This window comes from Rhizobium aouanii (assembly GCF_037002925.1).
Taxonomy (GTDB): domain Bacteria; phylum Pseudomonadota; class Alphaproteobacteria; order Rhizobiales; family Rhizobiaceae; genus Rhizobium; species Rhizobium aouanii.
This window is the reverse complement of record NZ_JBAMYD010000001.1, coordinates 1-17,613: the sequence shown is the minus strand read 5'-3', so window position 1 is coordinate 17,613 and position 17,613 is coordinate 1. Positions and strand designations below refer to the sequence as shown.

Genomic DNA, 17,613 nt, shown 5'->3' with positions numbered 1-17,613 from the left:
CGACGAAACCGGATATTGATGACCCTCGATGCGGTTGGCGGCGTCTGGCGTTATGCGATGGATCTCGCCGCCGGGTTTCGGTACCAGGGGATGGAAATCGTCTTTGCAGGCCTCGGACCCGCACCGTCGGCAACGCAGACCGCAGAGGCGAAAGCGCTGGGACAGCTGGTGTGGCTCGATGCCCCTCTCGACTGGATGGCGGCGAGCAGCGCCGAAATATCAGCCGCGCCCGCCGAAATCTCCCGGATCGCCAGAGACTATCGCGTCGATCTGCTGCATCTCAACCTGCCGTCCCACGCCGCCGGCATCGATACGCCGCTGCCCGTTGTCGCGGTTTCCCATTCCTGCGTCGTCACGTGGTTTGCCGCGGTGCGCGGGACGCCGGTGCCGCCGGACTGGGTCTGGCAGCGCGAGGCAAACCGTGAGGGCTTCGACCGCGCCGATGCGGTACTATCGCCGAGCCTGAGCCATGCGGACGCACTGCAAGCCGCCTACGGTCCACTCTCCGGACTGAAGGTGGTCCACAACGCCAGCCGCGTCGGATCCGATCCGCGTCCGAAGAAGATTTTCGTCTTCGCGGCCGGGCGCTGGTGGGACGAGGGCAAAAACGGCGCGGTGCTCGACAGGGCGGCAGCGGCGATGCCTCTGCCCGTCGTCATGGCAGGTTCTTGCGCAGGTCCCAACGGACAGCGACTGCAGCTCAATGACGCCGACGATCGCGGACCGCTGTCCTATCCGAAGACCATCGCCCTGATGCAGCGCGCGCAAATCGTCGTATCGCCATCCGTTTACGAGCCTTTCGGCCTGACCGCCCTGGAGGCGGCGCGATGCGGCGCGGCTCTGGTGCTGTCCGATATCCCGACCTATCGCGAGTTATGGGACGGATGCGCGCTGTTCTTCGATCCGCATGATCCCCAGTCCCTGGCAGCAGTGTGCATGCGCCTCAGCGAAGACGAGCAATTGCGCGGCGAACTCGTGGTGCGATCGCTGGAGCGCTCGCGAGCCTTCAGTTTGGAACGGCAGGCGGCAGCGGTGCTCGAAACCTATGCGCAGCTGCTGAACGACAAATTTACCCCGGTAGCGGCGGAGCAATCATGAAATTCCTATTTTACACCCATTCGCTGGTTTCCGACTGGAACCATGGCAACGCCCACTTCCTGCGCGGCATCATGCGCGAGCTGACCCGCCGCCATCACGAGGCGCTGGCGCTCGAACCCGAGGAATCCTGGAGCCGCAGCAACCTGCTCAGCGATCAAGGGCCGAGGGCGGTCGAGAAATTTCACGACCTGTTCCCGCAGCTCCGTTCGCAAATTTACGGACCGCATTTCGATCACGAAGCGGCGATCGCCGAGGCCGACGTCGTTGTCGTCCACGAATGGACGGAACCGGCGCTGGTGGAACGGATCGGCCGAGCCCGGCGCAGCGGCGCCGATTTCACCCTGTTGTTCCACGACACACATCACCGGGCCGTGTCGGCAAAAGGCGATATCGCCGGACTGACGCTTGAAGATTATGACGGCGTGCTCGCCTTCGGCGAGACGCTACGGCAGCGCTATCTGCAGGCCGGTTGGGGCAGATCGGTCTTTACCTGGCATGAGGCGGCCGACGACGCGCTGTTTTATCCGAGGCCGGAGATCGAAAAGACCGGCGATCTCATCTGGATCGGCAATTGGGGTGACGACGAGCGCTCCACCGAGCTGATGGAATTCCTCGTCCGCCCCGCGCGTGAGCTCCGGTTGAAGACGACCGTTCGCGGTGTGCGTTACCCTCAACAGGCGCTCGATGCTCTCGAAGATGCAGACATCGTCTATGGCGGCTGGATCGCCAATGCAGAGGCGCCGCTCGCTTTCGCAGGCCACAAAGCGACCGTGCATATCCCGCGGCGCCCCTATGTCGAAAACCTACCCGGCATTCCGACGATCCGTGTCTTCGAAGCGTTGGCCTGCGGCATCCCGCTGATCTCAGCACCCTGGCACGATGCCGAGGCGCTTTTCAGGCCGGGCAAGGATTATCTCGTCGCCGAGAATGGCCGGGAGATGACGCGCCTGCTGCGCGAGGTGATGACGGACGATGCTCTCGCGGCTGCGCTGATCACATCGGGTCTCGAGACGATCCGCGCGCGGCATACCTGCCGGCATCGCGTCGATGAACTCTTCTCGATTCTGGAGCAATGCGGCACGGCGGGCGTCGTCGGGCAGCTGCCAGCCAAGGAGGCTGCCGAATGAAAATCGCCTTTTACGGATCAAGCCTGGTTTCCGCCTATTGGAACGGTGCCGCTACTTATTATCGCGGCCTGCTGCGCGCTCTGGCGCAGAAGGGCTATGACATCACCTTCTACGAGCCCGACGTCTACGACCGGCAGAAAAACCGCGATATCGATCCGCCGGAATGGTGCAAGGTCGTCGTCTACCAAGGCACAATCGAGGCGCTGAAGGAGGTGACGGCGGCTGCGGCCGAGGCCGATATCGTCGTCAAAGCCAGCGGCGTCGGTTTCGAGGACGATCTCCTGCTGCAGGAAGTTCTTCGCCACGCCAGACAACGGGCTCTGAAAATCTTTTGGGATGTGGATGCGCCGGCAACGCTCTCAGAGCTGCGGCAGAGCCCTGAGCACCCGCTTCGCAAATCCTTGAGCCGGATAGACCTCATCCTTACCTATGGCGGCGGCAATCCCGTGGTCGACGCCTATCGCAGCCTCGGTGCAGCCGACTGTGTGCCGATCTATAACGCGCTCGATCCTGAAACCCATCATCCGGTGCAGGAAGAGGCGCGGTTCACCGCAGATCTAGTCTTTCTCGGCAATCGTCTGCCCGATCGTGAAGCGCGGGTCGAGCAATTTTTCCTCGAACCGGCTGCACGCCTGCCGCAGCAAAAGTTTCTGCTCGGCGGGTCCGGCTGGAGTGACAAAGCGTTGTCGTCGAACATCGTTCACATCGGGCATGTCCCGACCCGCGACCACAACGCTTTCAACGCGACGCCGAAAGCGGTGCTCAATATCTCGCGTGCAAGCATGGCGGAAAATGGCTTTTCGCCGGCAACCCGCGTTTTCGAAGCGGCCGGCGCAGGCGCCTGCCTGATCACCGACTATTGGCAGGGCATCGACCTGTTTCTCAAGCCCGGCGACGAAATCCTGGTGGCGCGCGACGGCCAGGATGTCGCCGATCTTTTGGCCGGTCTGACATGGCAGCAGGCCAGGGCGATCGGACAGCGGGCGCTGAGACGCGTGCTTGCCGAACATACCTATAGCAATCGCGCCGAGACCGCCAATGCCATCTTCCGCGCCCGGGCCACGCGAGCGGAGGCTGCCGAATGACCGGTCCGCTCGATATCGTCATCCTCGGCCTCTCCTTGTCGTCGTCCTGGGGCAACGGTCACGCAACGACCTATCGCGCCCTCATCGGCGGCTTGCACGCTGAGGGGCACCGGGTGCTGTTCCTGGAGCGCGACGTGCCCTGGTACGCAGCGCATCGAGATCTTCCGGATCCCGGCTTCTGCCAGCTCGTCCACTACAGCGACATCGATGAGATGATCGAAAACCATGCCGATCGGATCAAGGCGGCGGACGCCGTGATCATAGGGTCATATGTCCCATCCGGCGTCTCCGTTATCGACAGGATCGCCGCCCTTAAGCCACGACGGCTGTGCTTTTACGACATCGACACCCCGGTCACACTGGCGAAACTCGACCGTGGCGACGAGGAATATCTGGCGCGCCGACAGCTTGCGACCTTCGACGCCTGCTTCTCGTTTTCGGGCGGAGAGGTGTTGGCGCGGCTCGAACGTCGATACGGCGCGCGCAAGGCGATCGCTCTCTACTGCTCCGTCGATGCGAGTCGATATCAGGCAACGGGCGAGCCGTTCCGCTGGGATTTCGGCTATCTCGGCACCTACAGTTCCGACCGGCAGCCAACGCTGGAGCGGCTGCTGGTCGAGCCTGCCAGGCAGCTGCCGCATCTGAGCTTCGTAGTTGCCGGTCCTCAATATCCCGGGGATATCGACTGGCCGGCAAATGTCGAGCGGATCGAGCACCTGCCACCTGCCGATCATCCGAGCTTCTACAGCCGGCAGCGTTTTACGCTCAACGTCACGCGAAGCGACATGATTGCCGCGGGCTGGTCACCCAGCGTGCGGCTGTTCGAGGCCGCTGCCTGCGGCACGCCGATCATCAGCGACGACTGGCGCGGGCTGGAAGAACTCTTTGCCGACGGTCAGGCGATCATCATCGCCAAAGGATCGGATCATGTGATCGACGCCCTGACGAAAATCTCTCCCGAGGGGCGTCGTGCGCTGGCATCGGCCGCCAGGGCGACGGTGCTTGAGCGCCATACCGGCGAGGTGCGGGCTCGTGAACTCGCCGCCGCCTTGCGAGAACTGCCAGAAGATGGGGTGAACGACAGTCGCCCCCAGCCTCAATCCATTTCAGCCTAGGAGACGCATGATGCTGCAGAGGACGCGAAACGGAAGAGTGAAGACTGTGCTTGTCGCCGGAGGAGCCGGTTTCGTCGGTTCGCATTTATGCGATGCGCTGCTGGCCCGCGGCGACCGGGTGATCTGTGTCGACAGCTATATCACCGGATCGGAGGACAATGTCCGGCCGTTGATCAACCATCCGAAGTTCCGTTTGATCGAAAAGGACATCTGCCATCTCTTCAGCCTCGAAGAGCCTTTGGACCAGATCTACAACCTCGCCTGTGCGGCATCTCCCCCACAATATCAGGCAGACCCGGTGCATACGATGATGACCTGCGTTGCCGGCACCGGCAATCTGCTTTCGTTGGGCGAACAGCATCGCGCCTCGCTCCTGCAGGCGTCGACGAGCGAGGTCTATGGCGATCCGGTCGAGCATCCGCAGACGGAGGACTACCGTGGCAATGTCAGCTGCACAGGTCCGCGCGCCTGTTACGACGAAGGCAAGCGGGCGGCGGAAGCGCTTTGCTTCGATATGCTGCGGGCCGGCAAGGTGGACGCACGTGTTGCCCGCATCTTCAACACCTATGGGCCGCGTATGCAGCCGAGCGACGGGCGGATCATCTCCAATCTGCTGGTGCAAGCCATATCAGGCGCGCCGCTGACGATTTTTGGAAGCGGCGACCAGACGCGTTCCTTCTGCTTCGTCAGCGACCTCGTCGCAGGATTGATAGCGCTGATGGATGTCGATCCCAATCCGGGCGTCCCGGTCAATCTCGGCAATCCCGGCGAATTCACGATCAACCAGCTGGTCGACATGGTGCTGGCCATGATGCCGTCGACATCGGTCGTCGTCCACAGGCCGCTGCCGCAAGACGACCCGCAGCGCAGACGGCCCGACATTTCGCGGGCAAAAGACCTTCTCGGCTGGCAGCCGACGATCCCGCTTGCCGAAGGTCTGCGCCTGACCGCCGATTGGTTCATCGCCGCGGCCCGTCCTGACGGCGGCTTCGACGGCGCGAAGGTCACGCGGCGCTCGAACTGGAGGCAAGGTGCAAAAGCCGGACGCACTGCGATCGGCGTCTGACATGTGAGCGATGAACGACGAAGGAGAGCCAGATGGATGCCGCACAGCCGACAAGAGATCAGGAACTGCAAAAGCGGATTCAGGAACTCGGGCCGTGGTTTCAGAATTTGAACATCGGCGGCCACATGACAGCGGCCGATCATTTCCTCGGAGACTATCCCACCTTCAAGTGGAAAGGGTTTCAGCATGTGCTGCCGGCCGATCTCAGCGGCCTCAGCGTGCTCGACGTCGGCTGCAACGCCGGCTTCTATGCCCTTGAGATGAAACGCCGCAACGCCGCCCGTGTCGTCGGCATCGATTCCGACCCGCGCTACCTGGCGCAGGCCCGCTTCGCGGCGGAACAATTGCAAGCCGAAATCGAGTTCCGGCAGATGTCGGTCTATGACGTCGCTCGACTAGGCGAGAAATTCGATCTGGTGATCTTCATGGGCGTGCTCTATCACCTGCGCCACCCCCTGCTGGCGCTGGATCTTCTTTATGAACACGCTGTCGGCGACATGATGCTGTTCCAGTGCCTCCAGCGCGGCGACGAGCGCATTCCCGACCTCAGGGAAGATTACGACTTTTCCGAATGGAGCATCTTCGACCAGCCGGAATATCCGAAGCTTTTCTTTGTCGAGGAACGCTACGCGTCCGATCCGACAAACTGGTTCATTCCCAACCAGGCGGCGGTCGAGGCGATGCTGCGCAGCGCCGGCTTTCGAATCGACGATCATCCGGAACGCGAGGTCTATCTGTGCCGACGAGGCCAACGCCATTATGCGGTTGAGGAGCCGCCCCGGGTGGCCGCGCCTTGAAAGACTCGTTCGTCGGGCCACAGCTGCGGGAAGCATTGGATTTCAATAAGGCGGAAAGCCTGCCGCAGCATGCGGTGCACGGGCTTCAACCGGCCGCTTGCTCAGCCGTAGCCGAATATCGAAGTGGTTGAGGGTGCCGGGCAGGTCGCCGACTGTCAGAGATGGCTGAAGCAGCGTGATATCTGCCTGCGACAACAGCGCACCGATGGCGAGGCTGGCAATCGTCGGTACGAGATTGTGGGCTGGACAAATGGCAGCACCGGCGCTGAAAGGTACGAATCCGACTGTCGGCAGGGTGTCGTTGGGCCCCCAGATACTCGGTTCCATCCGGTTGGCATAAGCCAGCTCGGGGTCTCGATGAAAGAAGGGTGCGAAGATAATGACGCCCGTGCCGCGCGCCACGGTCCTGTCGCCGGATCTGATATCCTCGGTCAGCTCTCTGAGAATGACGGGTGTCGTCGGCCAGAGACGCAGAGCCTCGAGCAGGCAATTGCGTGTGAAGGGACGCTCAAGTTCGGGATCTTTAACTTCGTCAACGGCTTTGTCCCAGTAGCTCGGATGGCAAGCAAGCAGCGCAAGCGTCCGGAAAACAGCAATCCCGCCGGCGTCGAAGGCAAACAGCCATTGGGCCACCTGGCTTTCCAAATCGAAATCGCTGCCTTTCGGCAGTCGACCAATCAGGCTGCCCTCCTCCGGCTGGCGCAGATATTGACCCAGCTGCTGCTGAAACTGCCGAAGCTTGTGCCGATCGATGGAAGCTGCAAAAGCCCAATTCGCCCGGCTTCGAAGGTCGTTCAAGGTCTTCGTCAAAGTGACGTCGTTGCGCGCGCGATCGCCGAGTACGGTGCGGCGGACAATCCGGAACCAGGCTTGCGAGAACGCAGACCAATCGAGTTCGTTCGGCCCGCCGGAACCGATGCCGTCCAAAATCTCCAGGAGTTCGGAATCGACGATCGTCTTGAAGCGGGCCGAAGAGGGATGCAGCCGGTCCGCGCTTGCCAAAGCGTGTTCATGGATCGGCCGAAGCTCGGCCCGCCGCGAGGCAGGTGAGATCAGCACGTTTTTCGGTTCGAAATGCGCAAGAGCGGCGCGTTTCTCCCAGGTTGCCGTGGCAAATGGCTGGGGTGAACACTCGAGCACCGTCGAGACGTCGGCAGGGTCGAGCACCAGCAACTGCGGCCGGAATGGGATAGGCAACAGCAGAGGCGCCCTGCCATATTTCTTCACCAGCCGCTGCATCTGCCTGACAGCACCGGTGTCCAGATCCTGCCGCTGTGCCAGGCGTTCCATGATCGGGCGGCGAATGATGACACCTTTGGCAGCCGTCGGAACCATGACAGCCGCAACCACACGCAATGTGTCGATCCAGCTGGCACGATTTATCCGGACGAAGCCGGCGGGTCTTGCGTTCGAAAAGACGGCTTGGTTGCGAGAATTCATGATCCCGAAGCCCCTTGCTGCATGGGATATCCGATCAGCGCTATTTCCGAACCAGGACAACGGCCGATTGTTCCGGCCTGAACACCGATCCTCGATAGACGATGCAACTTGGAGGCAGCGGAACAGAAGCCGGCTCACCGCGTTTCGAGCGCATGAATGGAGGTCCCATGCCTGATGAACCAGCCGCAACCACCCCTGACCTCGAACCGCGAAAAGGCAGCCCGAGCCCTCGCCTCGACGAGAGCGAATTCAAGAAGCGTTTCCTGAGCCAGTTCAAGGACCGGGCGTATGAGACTTTGGAAGACGAACTCGGCAAAGTCGCCGCGGCTGCCTGGGATGCTTACGCCCATTCGCGAAAGAGCCCGATAACCAGGAAGGCTGGACCGGGCTTTGCCGATCCCGACTATGATCTCGCCGTCGATTGGCTCGCGGCGAGAGACGAAATCCGCGCTGCGCAAGCGCGCTTCGAGGACGAAACCGCGCCATTGCGCGTCCTCCTCATCAATGGTTCGTCACGAAGCGAACATACCTGTCCGGGCGAGCTTTCCAAAAGTTTTCGGATGGTCGAAATCGCAAAGGAGGTGTTTGCCGCCGCCGGCGTCATGGTCAATATCCTCGACCTCAGCCGCATCGCTTCCGAATACGGCCGACAGATCCATCCGTGCAAGGCGTGCTTCTCGACATCGGCCGCACTCTGTCACTGGCCGTGCTCCTGCTACCCGAACTACTCTCTCGGACAGATCCACGATTGGATGAACGACATCTATCCGATGTGGGTCGAGGCACATGGCATCATGATCGTCAGCCCGGTGAACTGGTACCAGACGCCCTCGCCGCTGAAACTGATGATCGACCGGCTCGTCTGCGCCGACGGCGGCAACCCGGATCCGACAAGCACGCATGGCAAACATGCCAAGGAGGCCAAGGCGCTTGAGATGCAGGGATGGGACTATCCGCGCCATCTCTCCGGCCGCCTGTTTTCGGTCGTCGTCCACGGCGATACCGAAGGGGTCGAGAATGTCCGGCGCAGCGTCTCGAATTGGCTGACGTCAATGGACCTCATCCTGGCCGGCGCCTTGGCCGAGGTCGAACGTTACATCGGTTATTGGGAGCCCTACGCCACCAGCCACGATGCTTTCGAAAGAGATAAAGCCTTTCAGGAAGAGGTGCGCAATGCCGCCCGAACGCTGTTGGAAGGCATCACGTCGCAACGCAACGGCAAGATGGTCGCGGCCGGAAGACGATTGAAGCAGCCGCGCGAAAAGTAGACGGTGATTGCCGATCTCGTCCGGATCGACGCGTCAGGGCAATCTACTCCTTGCCTGAACCTGGTTCAGCCATTTTGGCATGCTGGTGAGCAAGAATGCTTGCCGGCGTCACATTGGCGACGGCTGCCTGCAGCTTATTCTTCCAGCCGCTGACGACATCCCCTTCACCGTCCATCATGGCATCGAAGCCGATCTTGGCGACGTCAGCCGGATCATCTTTCTTGGCCTGTCCGACGGAGGTATCCATGAGATCGGCACGCTGGAAAAATTCGGTATCGGTCGCGCCGGGCATCAGGCAGCTGACGGTCACGCCAGTCTCTTTCAATTCCTCGCGCAGCGCGAAGGAGAAGCTGTTGATAAAGGCTTTCGTGCCGTTGTAGACGGCCTGATAGGAACCTGGCATGAAACCGGCGATGGAGCCAGTCAGCAGAATGCGACCCTCGCCGCGGCTGCGCATCAGATTGCCGACCTGCTGGACAAGATAGATGGTCCCGACGATGTTTGTATCGATGACTTTCCTGGCTTCCGCAAAATCCTGGTCGAGGAAACCCTTGCCGAGACCGCGCCCGGCATTCGCCATCAGTAGATCGACCGAACGTCCGGAAGCTTCGATGGTTTCCATCAGCCGGTCGACGCCGTCTTCGGTGGAAAGGTCGGTTTCGATCGCCTCGACCGAAGTGCCAAACTCTTTGAGGCTCGCCGCTGCCTGCTGGATGCGTGTCTCGTCGGCGGCGATGATCAGATCATAGCCTTCCCGGGCGGCGCATTTGGCGAGTTCATAGCCAATGCCGGTGGAGGCGCCAGTGACCACCGCAAGACCTTTGCCAAATTCATTCCTGTCCATGTTTCTTCTCCTAAACCTCGGAAAAAACTGAAGCCACCGAACCGGGAACGAGACGATATGTTCCGGCGAAGAGCTAGGCCTTCAACGTGCGATGCGGGGAGCCTCGGCGGACGCGTGTGTATGTTCAGCTGCGACCTACGCGCGGCCGACGATATCCATAGGTGTTGATTGCGGGGGCGAAGCGTGATCAGTCGATGAGCTGGTCCCCAAGCAGCGACACCAAGGTTTCCCGAGCGCGGCTGACGCGGCTTTTCAAGGTGCCGATCCGGCAGCCACAGATCCTGGCGGCATCTTCATAGCTCGTTCCGGCGGCCACCAGCGTCAGGGCACGGCGTCTGTCGTCGGAGAGGCGCGTCAATGCCTGTTGCAGTTCACGCTCGCGAAGCGCCCACTCCTGGCTCGGGGCGACCGCGACTTGTTCAAGGATCACATCCATTCCGACCGGCTCGCGCTTCCGCCGACGATAGTTGCTGCAGAACGTATTTCTAAGGATGGTGAAGAGCCAGGACTTGAGAGAGGTGCCAGGATGGTAGAGCTGGATCGAATTCAACGCCTTCAGCAGCGTTTCCTGCACGAGATCATCGATGTCGTCCTCACTACGCAGGAATCTTCGGGCAAATGCGTGCAACGCCGGTGTCAGTTCGACAATCTCCAGCTCGATTGAGGATGCTTCTTGGCAATGCGACGCGGGACGTGATGAAGATAGAGACGTCATTTTTTCTCTCCTGGGATGAAAAGGAAAGTTCCGGACATCTAAATTGTTGCTGTACGATATCGGACGAAAATCTTCCAAAGCAGCAGAACGCAGGAAGATGTCGGAAGGCGGTGGCGGATCGTCCCAAAGAAATCGCTGGAAGGCGACCGAACTCGAAACGACGATCCGGCAAAAATCGTTCCTGCGCGATGCCGCACAGCATTGATAACATTCACGTTATCCGGCGAGCGCCGTTGTGTAACGGGCCACATCTCGTGAAAAGATAGGCAGGGCAGGAACAACAAACGTAGGCAATGGTTTGATCTATCGCCGACTGCAACCCGTTGAGTCGGTCTCGTCCTTGGCCGGACAGAGATGGCGCCGCCTCTGTCCGACCGAGCGAGAACTCATCAACACGCCATAGGAGGACTCAATGGCAACCGAAAAGACGCTGAACGATCTGTTCCTCGACACGCTCAAGGATATTTACTACGCCGAAAAACAGATCCTGAAGGCGCTGCCGAAAATGGCCCGCGCCGCCCAGTCGGAGGAAGGCAAGGCCGGTTTTCTGCAACATCGGGACGAGACCCAAGCCCAGGTCGAACGTCTCGAACAGGTTTTTGAAATGATCGGCAAGCCGGCACGTGGCAAGACCTGCGAAGCCATTCAGGGAATCATTGCCGAAGCTGATGAGATCATGGAGGAGTTCAAGGGCGCGGTTGCCCTGGATGCCGGACTGATCTCTTCGGCACAGGCCGTGGAGCACTACGAGATCGCGCGCTATGGCACGTTGATCGCGTGGGCAAAGCAACTCGGGCTCAAGGACGCCGTGCCGCTGCTGCAGGCAACGCTTGCGGAAGAAGAGGCGACCGACAAGAAGCTCACGCAGATTGCCGAGTCCTCAGCAAATGCCAAGGGAAAGCGAGCGGCCTGATTCCTGATGCCTTCGCCTCTTCCACGGCCGCCGCGCGGCGGCCGTTCATCATCTGGCGTTTCGCAGCCAAAACGGTGGACGCTGAACGAAGTGGCGGCAGGCCCAGCTGTAGACGACAGGCATCATGCCTCAGTGTTGGATGAGTTCCGATATGAGCGTAATCAGTTTTGACAAGCTCCGCGAAACGCGGGAACGGCCCGACGCTCAATTCGTTAGAAAGGACGAAGACGGGCAGGCAATCTATCTGTTCGCACTCGAATACAAGATGGGTCCGTCGGTCTGGGCTGCCAAAATCTGGGCCTACTCATTCGAAGATGCCGAAATGCGAGTGAAGGCAATGCGCGAGAGCCTTACGGTCTGCGGTCAGCTTCATGCATCGATACGAGGTTAGGAAGCATCGATAAATTTCTGAATCGGGAAATCGGATTTGGTGGATTCCCCCTTTTTGCTGTTTGTTTGTAGACAGTGTCGGTGATCGCTGCGAACTCGATGAAAATCTCTATCCCGCCGGGATCAAATCTCCGACGCCGAAATGGCCGCGATTAATATCTTCCACCACACCTTCCACGGCAAATGGAACTATACAATCAGCCCAAGACCGCCAAAACGGAGTCGTAATTTAACGACGCATCCTAAGTTGGCATTCCTGGATTGGGAACGATAACGCGAAGCCCTGTCTGAAAAGGTTTCTGTCGGCATTTAAGGATTCGTGATGTCTATAACGGGCAATCTTAAAATCAACCTTTCCCACAGCCAAGAGGCAAAGGCACGAGCCGCCGTAGCGCTCTATCGGTATAATACGAAAGCAACTGGAATTGACGATCGCGCTCCAATCGGAGCGGAGCTTTACGATCCTGCCGGAAAGGTTTTGGGTGGATTGTGGGGCCGCACTGAGCTGGGCCTCTTGTTTCTCGACATGTTTTTTCTGCCGCACCGCCTGCGCGGAAGTGGCTATGGAGCGCGGCTTCTTGCTGTTGTGGAAGAGGAAGCCAAGAGGCGCGGCTGCCACCGCGCTGTTGTTGAGACGAGCAGCTTTCAGGCGCCGGGTTTTTATGTTCATCGAGGCTATCAAGAATTCGGTCGGATAGAATTCGGAGTTGCAGCGCACGCTCGTATCTTTCTGTCAAAGCACTTGTAACGAGTCCCCCCGGGTCGCGCCGCGGGGCCAAGGCCAGGTGAAATTGATGTGTATGAGAGGGACATCCGCCCATGGCCGTGAGGTCGCCGAAGACCGACTTCGGCGACCGGGAACCAAACCGCGCCCGGAAAGTTAAGCGAAATCTCTTTTCCAGCGATGCACCGCGGAAATTTTCCATCGTGCAGCATCTGAGGGTCAAAGGAAGCCGGTCATGCGACATCGCGACCATACTGAACATGAAGGCATGGGCAGGCATCCATACGCAATGTTCGCCGTCAACATACTCCTCAGCCTCGTCGTCATGTACTTCGTCATGTTCTCAATGATCGACGGATGGAGCGACTTCCGGAATAACCTCAACATGCTCTACATGGCGCTGACGATGGTTGCGCCGATGGGCACTATCATGCTTGCGACCATGGGCGGCATGTACAAGAGGTTAAACGCACTCATACATGTCGGCCTGGTGATCCTGCTCGCCGTCGCCTTCGCAGGGACGCGCAAGCAGGCTCTCATAGGCGACAGGCAGTTTATCGCCTCAATGATTCCCCATCATTCGGGTGCAATTCTCATGTGCGGAGAAGCGGCGCTGAAGGATCCGGAACTCGTTGCACTATGCTCGAAAATTTCGCGTGGCCAGCGCGAGGAGATCGAACAGATGAATGCGATCCAAGCTCGCCTTAACGATCTCGACTGATCGCCTTCAGTACGGCGCCACACGGTGATCCGCAGCCCGTCATGAAACTGCTTCCGATCGGCAGAAGGCGTCCGCTTTGCTGACGTACCTTCGAGCGTTCTTCCGTCATGGATGAGTTCCACTTTGCTTCCTGTATTGTCTCCGGGATCACACGGCGGCGAAGACCGATCGTCGCGCCAATCGATAAAACCGAACGCCGGCCGATGGGAAGTGTTCTCCTGTATTCGCCAGCGATGGAACCTGCGCATCCCCTAAAAGTTCGGATTCGATACACTCGAAATCGATCATAGGAGCCGACCATGACTTGGGCCCAGAGCCGTGACCGAATGGTGGAACAGCATGTCATCCGCCGTGGCATCAACGACCGCAGCGTTACGATGGCGATGCGAACCGTTCCGCGAGAATTGTTCGTCGATCCGGGATTTGAAGAATTTGCCTATGAGGATGCACCTCTTGCGATCGGCCAAGGCCAGACGATCTCCCAACCCTACATTGTCGCGTTGATGATCGAGAAAGCCGATCTCGACGCCGGCGACAATGTGCTGGAGATCGGGACCGGTTCGGGCTATGCGGCAGCTCTCGTCAGCCGTATCGCCAGGCATGTTTACACCGTGGAGCGGCACGAACCCCTGGCAAACCAGGCAAAACGGCGTTTCGAAAAGCTCGGTTACCGCAATATCGATGTGCGTATCGGCGATGGCAGCAAGGGCTGGATCAAGGCCGCGCCTTTCGATGCCATCATCGTATCGGCTGGTGTGCCGGAGGTGCCGTCTTCGCTGAAGGAGCAGTTGGATCTTGGCGGACGGCTTGTCATTCCGGTTGGCGAAGGCGAGCCGCAGCGGCTCAAGCGTATCACGCGAACCGGCGTTTCCCAATTCGAGGAGGAAGACCTTGGCGGCGTCATGTTCGTTCCGCTGATTGGAGAAGACGCCTGGACGGCAAGGCATCCGATGTACACGCCGACAACGCCCGCGCCGCAGGCCAGGACGCCGAAAGACCTGATCGCGAACGCCGCGGAAGAGTTCCTATCGATTGACGATCGGAGCTTCACAACGCTCTTCGATCGATTCGCAAGGAGCCGCATCGTTCTTCTCGGCGAGTCGACACACGGAACTTCGGAGTTTTACCGCGCGCGAGCAGCCGTCAGCCGATACCTTATCGAGAACCACGGCTTCAATCTGATCGCTGTCGAAGCCGACTGGCCCGATGCCGCCGCAATCAACAGAATAATCAATGGACGACGTGCGAGTGGTGATCCTCCGTTTCAGCGCTTCCCCTCCTGGATGTGGAGAAATAGGGAGTTCTCCGACTTCGTTTCCTGGATGCAGGCAGAAAACAGCGCTCGCGGCTCTTCGCGCAACGAGCCAATCCGCTTTTACGGGCTCGATCTCTATAACATGTCGGGCTCGATCCGGGCCGTCCTCGACTTCCTCGACGGTGTCGATCCGCACGCAGCCGCAGCCGCTCGTGAACGATATGGTTGCCTCAGTCCCTGGCAGAACAACCCCGCCACCTATGGCCGAGCCGTTCTGACCGACGCTCACCGATCCTGCGAGGACGCGGTGCTCCAGCAATGCAAGGACTTGCTGGAGCGATCGCTGGAAGCGGCGGCTACCGACGGAGACGAGTTCCTGGATGCCGCCCAGTCGGCCCGATTGCTCGCCGCGGCAGAACGTTACTATCGCACCATGTATTATGGTGGTCCCGAGGCGTGGAACCTTCGCGATACTTATATGGCGGAGACGATCGAGCATCTGGTGGATTTTCACGGGCCTGACGCCAAGATCATCGTCTGGGCGCACAACTCCCATATCGGCGATGCCCGCTTCACCGAAATGGCCGCCGGTCGCGACGAACTTAATCTTGGTCAGCTCTGCCGCCAGCGCTTCGATGGATCAACCAGCCTGATCGGCTTCGGCACGAATTCCGGCGAGGTCCTGGCCGCTAGCAACTGGGATGGTCCGGCCGAGATCAAGAAAATCAAGCCATCTCTCGCCGGCAGCTATGAACGCCTGTGCCACGAAACGGGCAAGGAGCGTTTCCTCCTCGATTTCGATAGAAGTAAGGAACTTCACGCGGAACTTGTCGACGATCGGCTTCAGCGGTTCATCGGTGTGATCTATCGACCGGAATCCGAGCGGCTTAGTCATTACATGCAAACGTCGATGCCCCGCCAGTATGACGCATTCGTCTGGCTGGACGAGACACACACGGTCACACCCCTCGAAGATCCGGCAATGGCCGCCGGCGGCGGCGATGAGACCTATCCCTTCGGATTATGATCGGCCTCACCTCCATCTGAGAACGAGCCGGACCTTAACTGCTTGAAGGCCGGAAGCCGCTTTTAATTAGGCCTGGAACATTTCCGTGCTGGCGAAGTTGGAGTCCTTTCACAGAGGAGGACGCGTCATGCAAGTCAGTGCAGCGATGACCCGCGACGTTCACATCGCCAATCCCGAGCAGACGATCCGTGATGCCGCTACAACTATGGCAGAGCTCGATGCGGGCGTGGTGCCAGTCGGCGAAAACGATCGCCTGGTGGGAATGTTGACAGATCGCGACATCGCGGTTCGCGCGATCGCAAAGGGAATGGGACCCGATACGAAGATCGGCGAGGTCATGTCTCGAGAGGTGAACTATTGCTTCGAGGATGATGACATCGACAGCGTGCTCGGCAACTTTGGCGATCTCCAGATCCGCCGTCTACCCGTCCTCAACAGGGACAAGCGGCTAGTCGGCGTTCTCTCGCTCGGCGATGTGGCGGTATCAGCGACGGACGGTTCGGCAGGACCGGCGCTCGCAGCCATTTCCCGTCCCGGTGGCGAGCATTCGCAGACCTGAAAGACAATCTGCTTGAGGACTTAGACGACAATGGACACAAGGAGACTGTGGACGGAGGCAAGACGCCACCCGAGGATGCCGAACTCCAGGGTGAGAATACCGTCGGAGGCGATGTCGCGAACGATACGACACCTCAAGGTGGCGTGAACCCGCGCCAACAGGGCAGGACAAACAAATAATTCCCGGCAAACGCTTTAAAAGGAGAAATCACATGGTCAAGCAAGTCCCAAAGAATGTAGGCCCGGGCCGCTCGGGCAAAGGTGACGGTTCAGGTGCCATGACCGATCTGAACGCCCGTGACGTTCCCGAAAATGCCGTCCTATCCAACCGCGATAAGGCGCGTCATTCGAAGGAGCGTGGGCTGGACAGCAAGCGCGTCGAAACTGAGCAGCTTCGAGATCACGGCGCCAACCGTGATCCAGCCTGATCGTCGAGTTGCTCGCGTGCACTTTGCCTTCCAACCGCCGGGTCGCCAAAAACGAACGGACATGTGTGGAGTACTGAACGAGGTCGATGGCAAGGGTCAGGGCGCGGCGGCCTTCTGCCTATCGATCTCACAGTGGTTCTCTGTACACCATCGCCGAACCGCTGCGGTGACGAGTTCGATGTCTTGATCGAACAATGAAATGAGGGATTGCAGCAGTTAGATGTTCTCCAATATCCGATAAGAGCGCCTTTTCACCCTCCGAAGTCGCTCCAGGAGAGGAGACCGATATCACTAGTGGTGAGACGTGGACGTCAGCGCGTTAACGTCCAGTGAGTGAAGGCTATCAAACTTCATGATCAGCAGCGTTATCAGTTCCTCGCGCGTCCTGTGTCCTTGATTATAGAGGTCGACCGCCGCGCTGCAAAGCAGCTGTGTTGATTGTTCCGTTGGCGTGGCGTGGTTATGCCGGTACCAGGTCCGAACAGCATCCGAAAGCACATTCACGTCTTCTATCTGGAGTGAGAGATTTAACTCCGTCATATCAATCATCCTCCTTGAGCGTCGCAACAGCTCACCCGGATCGCGATAAGAAAACCGTAGTGCATCAATCTTCCAAGGCCAACCGTCAGTGCGGTTACGCACAATTGCCGGCGATGACATGACACAGTGGCGAACGCGTTGCCGATGCTGTTGCTTTGAGCGCGACGGAAAGGCAAAATGCACAGGCTATCCTGCCGGCCGTGCCGGGCTTTGAAGGATTTCGAATGCCACGCTTCTACTTCAACATTCTGTCTGAAGCAGGATCGCTCGACGACTGGGAAGGAACCGAGCTTCCTGATTTGGATGCCGCTCGCATGGAAGCGGTGCGTGATGCGCGTGCATTGATGAGCAGTGCCGTGCTGCTTGGATATGACATTGCGTCAAGAAGCGTCGAGATCAGAAACGAAACAGGCGATATCCTGCTCGTGTTGCCTTTTTCGGAAGCGGTTAAGCGAATGGGCTGATCTACCTGGCGCGGAGCGGAAGACCCAGCAACTTTTCG

The 17,613-nt window shown here is 59.4% G+C and carries 19 protein-coding genes; 15 read left to right on the top strand and 4 right to left on the bottom strand.

Annotated elements, in window-relative coordinates:
- Positions 1-18 precede the first annotated feature (18 nt).
- The 6 genes from V8P77_RS00095 to V8P77_RS00070 are packed head-to-tail and all read left to right on the top strand — an operon-like array spanning position 19 to position 6,288.
- Positions 19-1,098 carry a glycosyltransferase family 4 protein gene (locus V8P77_RS00095; protein WP_131661768.1) on the top strand — a complete coding sequence of 360 codons (1,080 nt, stop codon included), beginning with the start codon at positions 19-21 and terminating at the stop codon, positions 1,096-1,098.
- Positions 1,095-2,225 carry a CgeB family protein gene (locus V8P77_RS00090; protein ID WP_131665396.1) on the top strand — a complete coding sequence of 377 codons (1,131 nt, stop codon included), beginning with the start codon at positions 1,095-1,097 and terminating at the stop codon, positions 2,223-2,225. Before V8P77_RS00095 ends, V8P77_RS00090 begins: the two co-directional genes overlap by 4 nt.
- The gene (locus tag V8P77_RS00085) at positions 2,222-3,310 is read left to right on the top strand and encodes a CgeB family protein (RefSeq protein WP_077977129.1); all 1,089 of its coding nucleotides are present in this window, start codon (positions 2,222-2,224) and stop codon (positions 3,308-3,310) included. The genes V8P77_RS00090 and V8P77_RS00085 overlap by 4 nt, the downstream gene beginning before the upstream one ends.
- Positions 3,307-4,425, top strand: coding sequence for a CgeB family protein (locus V8P77_RS00080; RefSeq protein ID WP_335910099.1), 1,119 nt, complete (start codon positions 3,307-3,309; stop codon positions 4,423-4,425). The genes V8P77_RS00085 and V8P77_RS00080 overlap by 4 nt, the downstream gene beginning before the upstream one ends.
- Positions 4,426-4,435: 10 nt before the next feature.
- Positions 4,436-5,491 (top strand): UDP-glucuronic acid decarboxylase family protein, encoded by a 1,056-nt coding sequence (locus V8P77_RS00075; protein ID WP_335910098.1) that lies wholly within the window; start codon positions 4,436-4,438, stop codon positions 5,489-5,491.
- A 32-nt stretch (positions 5,492-5,523) separates the two neighbouring features.
- Complete coding sequence (locus tag V8P77_RS00070; RefSeq protein ID WP_131665395.1) at positions 5,524-6,288, top strand: TIGR04290 family methyltransferase; 765 nt, start codon at positions 5,524-5,526, stop codon at positions 6,286-6,288.
- 42 nt (positions 6,289-6,330) lie between these two features.
- Here the strand turns inward: V8P77_RS00070 and V8P77_RS00065 are convergent, their stop codons facing one another.
- A complete protein-coding gene (locus V8P77_RS00065) occupies positions 6,331-7,728 on the bottom strand; it encodes a cytochrome P450 (RefSeq protein ID WP_335910095.1) in 1,398 nt (465 codons plus the stop codon).
- Positions 7,729-7,895: 167 nt separating this feature from the next.
- On the opposite strand from V8P77_RS00065, the gene V8P77_RS00060 reads away from it, so the two are divergent.
- Positions 7,896-8,996, top strand: coding sequence for a flavodoxin family protein (locus tag V8P77_RS00060; protein WP_335910094.1), 1,101 nt, complete (start codon positions 7,896-7,898; stop codon positions 8,994-8,996).
- A 43-nt stretch (positions 8,997-9,039) separates the two neighbouring features.
- Here the strand turns inward: V8P77_RS00060 and V8P77_RS00055 are convergent, their stop codons facing one another.
- Positions 9,040-9,840, bottom strand: a complete 801-nt coding sequence (locus V8P77_RS00055) for an SDR family NAD(P)-dependent oxidoreductase (protein WP_335910093.1) — start codon at positions 9,838-9,840, stop codon at positions 9,040-9,042.
- Between the two features lie 187 nt (positions 9,841-10,027).
- On the bottom strand, positions 10,028-10,555 hold the full coding sequence (locus V8P77_RS00050; RefSeq protein ID WP_335910092.1) for a sigma-70 family RNA polymerase sigma factor: 528 nt from the start codon (positions 10,553-10,555) through the stop codon (positions 10,028-10,030).
- A 412-nt stretch (positions 10,556-10,967) separates the two neighbouring features.
- Between V8P77_RS00050 and V8P77_RS00045 the strand changes: the two genes are divergently transcribed.
- The 7 genes from V8P77_RS00045 (at position 10,968) to V8P77_RS00015 (ending at position 16,571) form a co-directional block, all read left to right on the top strand.
- Positions 10,968-11,468, top strand: a complete 501-nt coding sequence (locus V8P77_RS00045; RefSeq protein ID WP_335910091.1) for a YciE/YciF ferroxidase family protein — start codon at positions 10,968-10,970, stop codon at positions 11,466-11,468.
- A gap of 151 nt (positions 11,469-11,619) precedes the next feature.
- Complete coding sequence (locus tag V8P77_RS00040; RefSeq protein WP_335910090.1) at positions 11,620-11,859, top strand: hypothetical protein; 240 nt, start codon at positions 11,620-11,622, stop codon at positions 11,857-11,859.
- A 321-nt stretch (positions 11,860-12,180) separates the two neighbouring features.
- Positions 12,181-12,606 carry a GNAT family N-acetyltransferase gene (locus tag V8P77_RS00035; protein WP_151520079.1) on the top strand — a complete coding sequence of 142 codons (426 nt, stop codon included), beginning with the start codon at positions 12,181-12,183 and terminating at the stop codon, positions 12,604-12,606.
- A gap of 211 nt (positions 12,607-12,817) precedes the next feature.
- Positions 12,818-13,303, top strand: a complete 486-nt coding sequence (locus V8P77_RS00030) for a DUF305 domain-containing protein (protein ID WP_335910089.1) — start codon at positions 12,818-12,820, stop codon at positions 13,301-13,303.
- A gap of 299 nt (positions 13,304-13,602) precedes the next feature.
- Positions 13,603-15,585 carry a protein-L-isoaspartate(D-aspartate) O-methyltransferase gene (locus V8P77_RS00025; protein ID WP_335910088.1) on the top strand — a complete coding sequence of 661 codons (1,983 nt, stop codon included), beginning with the start codon at positions 13,603-13,605 and terminating at the stop codon, positions 15,583-15,585.
- A gap of 127 nt (positions 15,586-15,712) precedes the next feature.
- The gene (locus V8P77_RS00020) at positions 15,713-16,144 is read left to right on the top strand and encodes a CBS domain-containing protein (protein WP_335910087.1); all 432 of its coding nucleotides are present in this window, start codon (positions 15,713-15,715) and stop codon (positions 16,142-16,144) included.
- Positions 16,145-16,355: 211 nt separating this feature from the next.
- Positions 16,356-16,571, top strand: a complete 216-nt coding sequence (locus tag V8P77_RS00015) for a hypothetical protein (RefSeq protein ID WP_335910086.1) — start codon at positions 16,356-16,358, stop codon at positions 16,569-16,571.
- Positions 16,572-16,862: 291 nt separating this feature from the next.
- Here the strand turns inward: V8P77_RS00015 and V8P77_RS00010 are convergent, their stop codons facing one another.
- Complete coding sequence (locus tag V8P77_RS00010; protein ID WP_335910694.1) at positions 16,863-17,111, bottom strand: hypothetical protein; 249 nt, start codon at positions 17,109-17,111, stop codon at positions 16,863-16,865.
- Positions 17,112-17,335: 224 nt separating this feature from the next.
- Here V8P77_RS00010 and V8P77_RS00005 point away from each other — a divergent pair, with 224 nt between their 5' ends.
- Positions 17,336-17,575, top strand: coding sequence for a DUF6894 family protein (locus V8P77_RS00005; RefSeq protein ID WP_131714492.1), 240 nt, complete (start codon positions 17,336-17,338; stop codon positions 17,573-17,575).
- The last annotated feature ends 38 nt before the right edge of the window (positions 17,576-17,613 follow it).